Here is a 10,572-nt window from a genome sequence, read left to right as displayed (position 1 = left end):
AAACACACTGTTGAGTTCTCAAACAACACCCACACACCGTCTCCACGGGGCTGTTCGCCTCGCTTCACCCGGGGTGATCTCCGCCGCCCTCCCGAGGAGGGCAACTCCACCAGCGTAACAGGTCTGCGTTCCGATTCACAATCCGGTCGCTTTCCCGCCTCGCGGCGCCGCCGCCACTCTCTCGAGGGCAACTTCTCTATCCTAGCTATCCGGTCTCACCGAGTCAAACCGGCGAGATCTTCTTGCTGTTCGGAGCCCGTCTCCTCGGCGTCCCCGGCCTCTCGGCCCGGGCCGCTCTCGGCGACTCCCAATAAGTTACGCAGACGTGAACGGAAACGCAAACCCGCAGCTAGACCTGCAGAAATGCCAAAGGCGCCGGGTTCACCGGCGCCTTCAACGATCTTCCAGACTCAGTTCATCCTGACCCCGGCGAAGTTCTTCTTCCCCCGCCGGAGCACGAGCCATGATCCGTGGAGGAGGTCAGAGGCCGCCGGAGTCCATTCCGGATCCGAGACGCGCTCGTTGTTGACATACGCGCCGCCCTCCCCGATCGCACGCCGCGCCGCCCCCTTGCTGTCGCAGAGACCGGAGGCCACCAGGAGATCGACGATCGTGGCGGGCTCACCCTGCGCGATCTCGACAGCACCGGCATCCTCCAGCGAGGCCGCCAGCGTCGCCTCGTCGAGGCCGGCCAACTCGCCTCTGCCGAAGAGCGCCTGCGCGGCGGCCTGGACGGACTCGGTCGCGGCGACTCCGTGGACCAGGGTTGTCATCTCCTCGGCGAGTCGCTTCTGCGCCGCCCGCATGTGGGGCTTCTCCCGGGTGAGTTCCTCGAGCTCGTCGATCTCCTCCCTACCGAGGAAGGAGAACCACCGCAGGTACCGCACCACATCGGCATCGGCGGTGTTGAGGAAGTACTGGTACCAGGTGTACGGGCTCGTCATCGCGGGATCGAGCCACAGACTCCCGCCTCCGGTCGACTTCCCGAACTTCTTCCCGTCCGACGAGGTCACCAGGGGAACGGTCATCGCGTGCACGGACTCCCCGTCGACCCGCCGGTTCAGATCGACACCGCCGACGATGTTGCCCCACTGATCGGACCCGCCGAGCTGGAGCGTGCACCCCATGTTGCGACGCAGCTGCAGGAAGTCGTTGGCCTGCAGGAGCATGTACGAGAACTCGGTGAAGGAGATCCCCTCTCCCTCCAGCCGGCGCTTGACCGTGTCCCGACCCAGCATCGTGTTCAGCGAGAAGTGCTTGCCGACGTCGCGGAGGAACTCGATCACCGTCATGTGGCCGGTCCACTGCATGTTGTTGACGACCCGCGCGCCAACGGGGCCCTCGGTGAGGTCGACGAACCGCTCGAGCTGACCGGCGATCCGCTCGGTCCACTCCGCCACGGTGTCGGAGGTGTTCATGACCCGCTCCCCCACGTCGCGGGGGTCACCGATCATGCCGGTGGCGCCGCCTGCCAGAACGATCGGCCGGTGTCCGGCCAACTGGAACCGGCGCAGGGTCAGTAGCGGGATGAGGTGACCGGCGTGCAGGCTCGGCCCGGTCGGGTCGAACCCGCAGTAGAGCGACACGGCGCCCTCGTCGAGGTGCGCCCGGAGCGCGTCGAGATCGGTCGACTGGGCGATCAGCCCGCGCCACTGCAGTTCATCGAGGATGTTGTTGGTCACGACGGACATTGTCCCTCACTCGGCGTGTCCGGCCACCACGGGGCGGGTCAGCTGCGGGGCCCGTGGGCTGCGTCGGTACGCGGAGACCTCCCGCGCGCCGGCCACCCAGAACCTCCACGGGCGGTCCGCTTCGCGGGAGACCCCGACCCTCGGACCGGACCTGATGTGGTGCCCGGGGACCGGGTCGGGGCGGAATTGGACCGACGACGACGAGTCGAGCACGTCGATGCCCCTCATCGTGAGGTCGATGCCCAGGGTGCTGCCGAGATTGCCGGGTCCGCGGGCGGCCCGCTCGGCCGGGACGCCGGGCCGGCGGGAGTCCACGATCTCGTGGCCGCCGGCGATGCGGGCCGCCCTGAGCAGTACTCCGCCGCCCTCCCCGGCGGGCCGGCACGTGATGTTCACGCACTGGTGGATCCCGTGGCTCAGGTAGACGTACAGATGACCGGCGTCCCCGAACATGACCTCGTTCCGGGGGGTGGGGCCCGGCCAGGTGTGAGCGGCCGCGTCGGGAAAGCGGGATTCCGGTGGCCCGCCGTAGGCCTCGACCTCCATGATCCTCACCGAGACCGCGCCGTGGGACAGGATCCCTCCGAGCAGAGCCCGGGCCGCGGTGTCAGGCGATGACTCCCGCAGCAGCAACCGGAACCGATCAGTATCGGTGCCGACGGCGGGGCCTGTCCGGTCGTCCGGGGAACTCACCCCTCGGTGCCTCCACCTGCCAGGGCGACCAGCTCCGCGTGCTCGGCGTCGTCCACCTGCCGGGATTCGTCGACCAGCAGCACGGGGATGCCGTCGTCGATCCGGTAGGCCCGGCGCAGACGCGGGTTGTACAGCGTCTCCGATCCCGCGAGCAGGAGCGGGCCCTTGTCCTCGGGGCAGGCGAGGATCTCGAGCAGACGTGCGTCGATGACGGACATGGCGCTCACCCTACCCAGCCCGCGAACTCGTCGCGGATCTCGCCCAGTCGCCTGCGCTGGGCGGCCACCGCCTCGCCCGCGGTGCCGCCCCGGGCGTTCCTCGACGCGATCGAACCGGTGACGGTGAGGACCTCGCGCACCTCGGGCGTCAGCGCGGGGTCCACGGCCGCCAACTCGTCGTCGTCCAATTCGTCGAGCCCGACGCCGCGGTTCTCGGCCACACGGACGCACTCCCCCGCCGCCTCGTGGGCGACCCGGAACGGGACGCCCTGCCGGACCATCCACTCCGCGATGTCGGTGGCCAGGGTGAACCCGGCGGGAGCGAGCTCGGCGAGCCGCTCCGGATGGAACTCCAGGGTGGCCACGAGACCGGCCATGGCCGGCAGCAACAGATCCAGCTGCGACACCGAGTCGAAGACCGGTTCCTTGTCCTCCTGCAGATCGCGGTTGTAGGCCAGCGGTTGCGCCTTGAGGGTCGCCAGCAGGCCGGTCAGGTTACCGATCAGTCGACCGGTCTTCCCGCGCATCAACTCCGCCACGTCCGGGTTCTTCTTCTGCGGCATGATCGAGCTGCCCGTCGACCACTCGTCCGCCAGCGTCACGTACCCGAACTCGGGCGTGGACCAGGCGATGATCTCCTCCGCCAGGCGGGACAGGTCGACCGCGATCTGCGCCAGCACGTACGACGCCTCGGCGGCGAAGTCGCGGGAGCTGGTGGCGTCGATCGAGTTGTCGGCGGCCCGGTCGAAGCCGAGCTCGGCGGCGATCGCGTCCGGGTCCAACCCCAGCGACGACCCCGCCAGCGCACCCGAACCGTACGGCGACACCGCCAGACGGCGGTCGAGGTCACGGATCCGGTCCAGATCGCGCAGCAACGGCTGGGCGTGCGCGAGCAACTGGTGGGCGAGCAGGACCGGCTGCGCGGCCTGGAAGTGGGTCTTGCCCGGCATCACCGTCTCGGGGTGCGCGTCGGCCTGGCCGACGAGCGCGTCGACCACGTCCAGGACCCCCGCCGCGACCGCCCGCACGGCGTCGCGGAGCCACATGCGGAACAGGGTGGCCACCTGGTCGTTACGGGACCGGCCGGCACGCAGCCGACCGCCCACCTCGGGCCCCACCCGCTCGATCAGGCCGCGCTCGAGGGCACCGTGCACGTCCTCGTCGGACTCCGCCGGGACGTAGGCCCCCGAATCGACATCCGCGGCCAGGCGGTCCAACCCGTCGAGCATGGCGTCCAGGTCGGGCCCGGTGAGCAGACCCGCGCGGTGCAGAACCCGGGCGTGCGCCTTGGACGCGCGGATGTCGTACGGGGCCAGCTCCCAGTCGAAGTGGGTGGACTTGCTCAGCGCGGCCATGGCCTCCGACGGCCCGCCGGAGAACCGACCTCCCCACAGGGAGCCCGTGTTGGTGCCGTGCCGCCCGGAGTCGCCCTGCTCCGCACTCACAGGCCGAGGTCCCGCTTGGCGGCGATCTTGGAGCTCAGGCCGTGCAGGTTGACGAAGCCCTTCGCGTAGCTCTGGTCGAACGAGTCACCCTCGTCGTAGGTGGCGAGGTTGAAGTCGTAGAGCGAGGAGTCGGAACGACGGCCGTTGACGGTGATCGAGCCGCCGTGCAGGACCATCCGGATGTCACCGGACACGTGCTGCTGCGTGTTGTCGATGAAGGCGTCCAGGGCGTACTTGAGCGGCGAGAACCACAGACCGTCGTAGACCGCGTTGGACCAGGTGTCGGACACGCCGGACTTGTATCGGGCGAGCTCACGCTCGAGGGTGACGTCCTCGAGCGCCTTGTGGGCGGTGATGAGGATCATGGCGCCCGGCGCCTCGTAAACCTCGCGGCTCTTGATGCCCACCAGGCGGTCCTCGACCATGTCGAGGCGCCCGACGCCCTGCGCGCCGCCGCGACGGTTGAGCTCCTCGATCGCTTCGAGCACGGTCACCTTGCGGCCGTCGATCGCGACCGGCACGCCCTCGGAGAAGGTCACCGTGACCTCGTCGGGGGCGGCGAAGTTGATGGTCGGGTCCTCGGTGTAGTCGTAGACGTCCTTGGTCGGGGCGTTCCACAGATCCTCGAGGAAGCCCGTTTCCACCGCACGGCCCCAGACGTTCTGGTCGATGGAGAACGGCGACTTCTTGGTGACGTTGATCGGGATCTCGTTCCGCTCGGCGAACTCGATCGCCTTCTCGCGGGTCCAGGCGTAGTCGCGGACCGGCGCGATCACGTCGAGGTCCGGCGCGAGCGCACCGAAACCGACCTCGAAGCGGACCTGGTCGTTGCCCTTACCCGTGCAGCCGTGCGCCACGGAGGTCCCACCGTGCATCTTGGCCGCGGTGACCAGGTGCTTGACGATGAGTGGACGGGAGATCGCCGAGACCAGCGGGTACTCGCGCATGTACAGGCCGTTGGCCTTGATCGTGGGGGCGCAGTAGTCATCGGCGAACTCGTCGCGGGCGTCCACGACCACCGACTCCACGGCTCCGCAGTCCAGTGCGCGCTGCCGGATGACGTCCATGTCCTCACCACCCTGACCGAGGTCGATGGCGACGGCGACGACCTCGGCACCGGTCTCCTGACCGATCCAGCTGATGGCGACGGAGGTATCGAGTCCGCCGGAGTAGGCGAGGACGACGCGATCGGACATGGTGTTCTCCTTGATGTGTGGGGTCTGTTCAGGGGGGTGGGTCGGTCTGCGGGGCCGGTCAGATCTGGCGTCGTGCCAGTCCGGCCAGTCGGTCGGCGAGTTCAGCTCCGGTGACGGGTTCGCGGGCCATCACGAATATGGTGTCATCCCCCGCGATGGTCCCGACGACGTCGTCCAGATTGGCCCGGTCGAGGGCGCTGGCGAGGAAGTTTGCCGCCCCGGGAGGAGTTCGCAGGACCGCGATGTTGGCACTGTGGTCGGCGGACACGAGTAGGTCCGCGATCAGCCTGCCCAGCCGGTCCGTCCCGCCCGGGATTCCCGGCACGTGGCTGCCGTCCTCGGGGATCACGTAGCGCCCGGCGCCTCCGTCTGCGGCGCGGAGCTTCACGGCGCCGAGTTCGTCCAGGTCCCGGCTGAGGGTGGCCACCGCCACGGCGATACCCTCCTGCGCCAACGCCTCGGCGAGCTCGGTCTGACTGCGCACTGGTCGGCGACGCAGGATCTCCGTGATCCGGGCGTGCCGGGCCGTCCTGCTGACGCTGCCGACGGCGGTCACGATCGCTCCAGGAGCCAGACCAGCAGCGCCTTCTGGGCGTGGAGTCGGTTCTCGGCCTCGTCGAAGACTCGGCTGTGGGGGCCGTCGATCACCTCGGCGGCGATCTCCTTGTCGCGGTAGGCGGGCAGACAGTGCAGGACGATGACGTCGTCCGAGGCCCTGGCCACCGACGCCCGGTCCAGCTGGTAGTCGGCGAGGTCCCGCAGGCGCTGCGTGGCCGAGTCCTCCATGCCCATCGAGACCCAGGTGTCGGTGATGAGGACGTCGGCATCGTCCACGGCCGGGTCGACGTCCGCCGTGATGGTCACCGAACCGCCGGTTCCCGCCGCGATCCGCTGGGCGTCGGCGACCACCTGGCCGGTGGGCTGGTACCCCTCGGGGGCCGCGATGGTGATGTGCATGCCGGCGGTCGCGAACCCGAGGAGGTAGGAGTGGCCCATGTTGTTGGCCCCGTCCCCCAGGTACACCGCCCGGAGTCCCTCGGTGCGGCCGAAGTTCTCGCGGATGGTGAGCAGGTCGGCCAGGATCTGGCACGGATGGAACTCGTCGCTCAGGGCGTTGACGACGGGAACGTCCGCGTGGGCGGCGAGTTCGACGAGGCCGTCCTGTGAGTAGGTGCGCCAGACGATCGCCTCGACGTAGCGCGACATCACCCGGGCGGTGTCGGAGAGGGTCTCCCCCTTGCCCATCTGGGTGGAGCCGGACTCGACGACGATGGCGTTCCCGCCCAGTTCCGCGATCCCGGCGTCGAACGAGAACCGGGTGCGGGTGGATGTCTTGTCGAAGATGACCGCGACCGACCGCGGGCCCTCCAGGGGTCGGGCGGAGAACGGCTCGGCCTTGAGTTTCAACCCGAGGTCCAGGACTTCGGCCTGCTCGGCGGGGCTGAGGTCGTCGTCGCGGAGGAAGTGACGGACCGCAGGGGTGGAGGTCGCGGTCGACGCGGTCGATGAGCTGACGGTCGGGCCGGTCATGACGAGGACTCCTTCTGGGCTGCGATGGTGGACGACGCGGTGTCGAGGATCCCGGGCAGCGCGGACACGAACTCGGCGACCTGCTGTTCGGTGAGGATGAGCGGTGGTGCGAGGCGGACCACGTCCGCCGTGGTGGCACCCACCAGGTACCCGGCTCCGCGCGCCGCCTCCTCCACCGCCTTGGCGGCGGGCGCGGTGAGCACGATCCCGAGCAGGAGGCCCCGTCCACGCACGTGGTCGACCAGTGGGTGGTCGAGGCACTCGATCTCGGCGGCGATGATCTTGCCGAGGCGGTCGACGTGCGCCACGAGGTCATCGGACTCGATCGTGTCGAGTACGGCGAGAGCGGCGGCGCACGAGATCGGGTTGCCGCCGAAGGTGGTGCCGTGCTGCCCGGCGGTGAGTAGTTCGCCCGCGGCGCCGACGCCGAGGCACGCGCCGATCGGCAGGCCACCACCGAGCCCCTTCGCGAGGGTGATCACGTCGGGCACGACCCCGGCCTTGCGGCAGGCGAACATCGCACCGGTACGGGCGATCCCCGTCTGGACCTCGTCCACGATCATGAGGACGCCGTGCTCGGTGCACAGGGCGCGCACGTCGGCGAGGAACCCCTCGGGGGGCTCGACGACGCCGCCCTCGCCCTGGAGCGGCTCGATGATGACGGCGGCCGTCTCGCCCGGAGCCAGCTCCACCAGCGTGGTCAGGGCGTCGATGTCGCCGTAGGGGAAGAACTCGACCCCGGGTGGCATGGGCTCGAACGGCGCGCGCTTGGCGGGCTGGCCCGTCATCGCCAACGCCCCCATCGTCCGTCCGTGGAAGCCGTTCTCCGCTGCCAGGATGCGGGACCGGCCCGTCCGGCGGGCGATCTTGAACGCGGCCTCGTTCGCCTCGGCTCCCGAGTTGCAGAAGAAGGCCCGGACCGGCTGGTCCACCGCCAAGAGGGACTCGAGGCGTTCGGCCAGCTCGACCACCCTGGGGTGGACGTACAGATTGGAGATGTGCCCGAGTTCGGCGACCTGGCGACTGACCGCGTCGACCACGGCCGGGTGGCCGTGTCCGAGGGAGTTCACGGCGATCCCGCCGAGCAGGTCGACGTACTCACGACCGTCGGCGCCCGTGAGCGTCGCGCCACTGCCCGAGACCAGCTCGAGCGGCGGGGTGCCGTAGTTGCGCATCAGCGCGTCGTCCCACCGCGCGGTGAGGGTCGGGGTGTCTGTGTCGGTGACGGTGTGCGTGTCGTTCATTTCTCGGCTCCTGCCGGCGACCTGGTTTCGTGGTGGCCCTCGGTGACCATCGTCCCGATGCCCCCTTCGGTGAGGATCTCGAGCAACACCGAGTGTTCGACGCGGCCGTCGATGACGTGGGCTGCGTGCACCCCGCCCCGGACCGCCCGCAGACAGGCCTCCATCTTGGGAACCATCCCGCTCTCGAGGGACGGGAGGAGCCGCTCGAGTGGTTCGGTACCGAGATGCGTCACGAGGGACGAGCGGTCCGGCCAGTCGGTGTACAGCCCCTCGACGTCGGTCAGGACGATCAGCTTCTCCGCACCCAGGGCCGCTGCGAGCGCCCCGGCCGCGGAGTCGGCGTTGATGTTGTGCACGGTTCCGTCGGAGTCGGGCGCGATGGTCGACACGACGGGGATCCTGCCCGCCTCGATGAGGTCGAGGACGGCCCGCGGGTCGACGGACTGCACATCGCCGACCAGGCCGATGTCGGTGGGTTCCCCGTCGACCATCGCTGTCCGGCGAACCGCGGTGAACAGTCCCGCGTCCTCTCCGGAGATCCCGACCGCGTAGGGGCCGTGGGCGTTGATCAGACCGACGAGCTCGCGTCCGACCTGGCCGAACAGCACCATGCGGACGATGTCCATGACCTCGGGGGTGGTGACCCGGAACCCGCCGCGGAACTCGCCCTCCATGCCCAGACGACCGAGCATGGAGGTGATCTGCGGCCCGCCCCCGTGGACCACCACGGGCTTGAGCCCGCAGGTGCGCAGGAACACCATGTCCGCCGCGAAAGCCGCTTTGAGGTCGTCGTCCACCATGGCGTTACCGCCGTACTTGACCACGACGATCTTGTCGTGGAACTTCTGCAGCCACGGCAGCGCCTCGGCGAGCACGTGCGCGCGGACGAACGGCGTCAACTGCGTGGAGCCGTCGTTCATCTCGGTGGTCATGTCAGGCCTCTCCGGGCTGGTCGGGAATGGTCAGGGCGAGTCGGACGTCCGCGCCACCGCGGTGTCGGAAACGGAACTCGGCTCCGTCCGCCGTCGGTGCGGGTTCCGGCCACGGCGCGTGATCGGTGTCAGGCCGGAAGACGAGCACCTCGATCGGGCCGGCCTCGACACCCGATCTCGTGCTGACGAACCGGGCGACGTTCTCGGCGACCTCGTGCGCGGCCGTGAAGTCCGCGCCGGGGTCTCCGACGCCGGGGCCGTCGAGCAGGACGACCGCGCGGGTGGACGGGATCTCGGCGCTCAGGGTGCTCCACCGCAGTTCCACCGCGTCCGCCCCGTCACCGTGGACGTTGAGGATGCCGGTCGAGCCGGCGGGGGCGACCCAGAACATCGCATGGGTTCCCTCCGGGGCCCACCACATCTCGAGACCGTGGATCCGGCCTCTGGAGGTGGCGCCCGCCAGGGCGTCCGCGGTCAAGGGGCCAGGCCGACGGTGCTGAGTCCGGCGGTCTCGGGGAGTCCGAGCGCGAGGTTCATCGACTGGATCGCGCCCCCGGCGGTGCCCTTGGCGAGGTTGTCGATCGCCGCGGTGAACACCGCGCGGCCGGCGCGCTCGTCGACCTCGATACCGAGTTGCACCGCATTGGATCCGAGCACGGAGGCGGTCATGGGCTGCACGCCCGCGGGCAGGACGTGGACGAACGGCTCGTCTCCGAACGCCTCGGCGTACACCGCCCGGAGCTCCCCGGCGGTCGCGGTCGTGGGCGCCACCGCGGTGGTGAGGATGCCGCGGGCCATGGGGGCGAGAACCGGGGTGAAGCTCACCGACACCTCCGCGTCGGTGACCGCACGAAGGTTCTGGGTGATCTCGGGCGTGTGCCGGTGGGTGGTCACGCCGTACGCCTTGGCCGAGCCCATGACCTCCGCGGCGAGCATCGGGACCTTGGCGGCCTTGCCTGCGCCCGACGCTCCGGTCACGGAGACGATCGTGATGGCGGAGGCGTCGACGAGGCCGGCCGCGACGGCCGGGAACAGCGCGAGCGTGGCGCCCGTGGGGAAGCACCCCGGGACCGCGACGCGGCGGGTGGACCGCAGCGCCTCACGCGCCCCGGGGAGCTCCGGGAGACCGTACGGCCAGGTACCGGAGTGCTCGGAGCCGTAGTACGCCGTCCAGTCCTCTGCGTCCACCAGTCGGAAGTCCGCCCCGAGGTCGACGACGAGGACGTCCGGCCCCAGTTGCTCGGCGATCGCCGCAGAATGCCCGTGGGGCAACCCCAGCACCACGACGTCGTGGCCTTCGAGCGTCTCCGCCTCGGTCTCCGCGAGGACGCGGTCGGCGAGGGGCAGCAGGTGCGGGTGGTGCTCCCCGAGCGTCTGTCCGGCGCTCGACCCGGCGGCGAGCGTGCCGATCTTTAACTCCCCCGCCGCGTAGGACGGGTGCCCGAGTAGGAGTCGGAGGAATTCCCCGCCCGCGTAACCCGAAGCACCTGCGACCGCCACCGTGATTGCCATACGCACGAGTATGCACCACTTTGCAATGTTTTGCATCTCCCCCGGCGAGCCGCGCCCCTTGCCCCGCCCCCCGCCGTCCGACGCCCCGCCGTCCGACGCCCCGCCGCCCGG

Annotated in this window: 11 protein-coding genes; all 11 read right to left on the bottom strand. The window is 69.9% G+C overall.

What is annotated here, in order from left to right; genetic code table 11:
• Window positions 1-410: 410 nt before the first annotated feature.
• From tyrS to argC, 11 genes are read right to left on the bottom strand one after another with little or no spacing between them, the layout of a single operon-like run.
• Entirely contained in the window at window positions 411-1,691 is a 1,281-nt protein-coding gene (tyrS, locus tag G6023_RS09320) for a tyrosine--tRNA ligase (RefSeq protein WP_182608983.1), read from the bottom strand.
• A 6-nt stretch (window positions 1,692-1,697) separates the two neighbouring features.
• Window positions 1,698-2,324 carry a DNA-3-methyladenine glycosylase gene (locus G6023_RS09315; RefSeq protein WP_067714140.1) on the bottom strand — a complete coding sequence of 209 codons (627 nt, stop codon included), beginning with the start codon at window positions 2,322-2,324 and terminating at the stop codon, window positions 1,698-1,700.
• Window positions 2,325-2,380: 56 nt separating this feature from the next.
• Window positions 2,381-2,602 (bottom strand): Trm112 family protein, encoded by a 222-nt coding sequence (locus G6023_RS09310; protein WP_067714095.1) that lies wholly within the window; start codon window positions 2,600-2,602, stop codon window positions 2,381-2,383.
• 5 nt (window positions 2,603-2,607) lie between these two features.
• Window positions 2,608-4,047 carry an argininosuccinate lyase gene (gene argH, locus G6023_RS09305; protein WP_132063239.1) on the bottom strand — a complete coding sequence of 480 codons (1,440 nt, stop codon included), beginning with the start codon at window positions 4,045-4,047 and terminating at the stop codon, window positions 2,608-2,610.
• Window positions 4,044-5,243, bottom strand: a complete 1,200-nt coding sequence (locus tag G6023_RS09300) for an argininosuccinate synthase (protein WP_132063238.1) — start codon at window positions 5,241-5,243, stop codon at window positions 4,044-4,046. The genes argH and G6023_RS09300 overlap by 4 nt, the downstream gene beginning before the upstream one ends.
• Before the next feature lie 58 nt (window positions 5,244-5,301).
• Window positions 5,302-5,799, bottom strand: a complete 498-nt coding sequence (locus G6023_RS09295) for an arginine repressor (protein WP_082923787.1) — start codon at window positions 5,797-5,799, stop codon at window positions 5,302-5,304.
• A complete protein-coding gene (gene argF, locus G6023_RS09290) occupies window positions 5,796-6,773 on the bottom strand; it encodes an ornithine carbamoyltransferase (RefSeq protein ID WP_182635141.1) in 978 nt (325 codons plus the stop codon). The genes G6023_RS09295 and argF overlap by 4 nt, the downstream gene beginning before the upstream one ends.
• A complete protein-coding gene (locus G6023_RS09285) occupies window positions 6,770-8,017 on the bottom strand; it encodes an acetylornithine transaminase (protein ID WP_182635140.1) in 1,248 nt (415 codons plus the stop codon). The genes argF and G6023_RS09285 overlap by 4 nt, the downstream gene beginning before the upstream one ends.
• A complete protein-coding gene (gene argB, locus G6023_RS09280) occupies window positions 8,014-8,949 on the bottom strand; it encodes an acetylglutamate kinase (RefSeq protein ID WP_182635139.1) in 936 nt (311 codons plus the stop codon). Before argB ends, G6023_RS09285 begins: the two co-directional genes overlap by 4 nt.
• Before the next feature lies 1 nt (window position 8,950).
• Window positions 8,951-9,427 carry a hypothetical protein gene (locus tag G6023_RS09275; protein ID WP_182635138.1) on the bottom strand — a complete coding sequence of 159 codons (477 nt, stop codon included), beginning with the start codon at window positions 9,425-9,427 and terminating at the stop codon, window positions 8,951-8,953.
• Window positions 9,424-10,461: an N-acetyl-gamma-glutamyl-phosphate reductase gene (gene argC / locus G6023_RS09270; RefSeq protein ID WP_069390101.1), complete on the bottom strand. Its 1,038-nt coding sequence runs from the start codon at window positions 10,459-10,461 to the stop codon at window positions 9,424-9,426. Before argC ends, G6023_RS09275 begins: the two co-directional genes overlap by 4 nt.
• Window positions 10,462-10,572 lie beyond the last annotated feature (111 nt).

Source organism: Dietzia sp. DQ11-71 (genome assembly GCF_014144995.1).
Taxonomy (GTDB): Bacteria; Actinomycetota; Actinomycetes; order Mycobacteriales; family Mycobacteriaceae; genus Dietzia; species Dietzia kunjamensis.
This window is presented reverse-complemented; position numbering and strand designations above follow the sequence as displayed.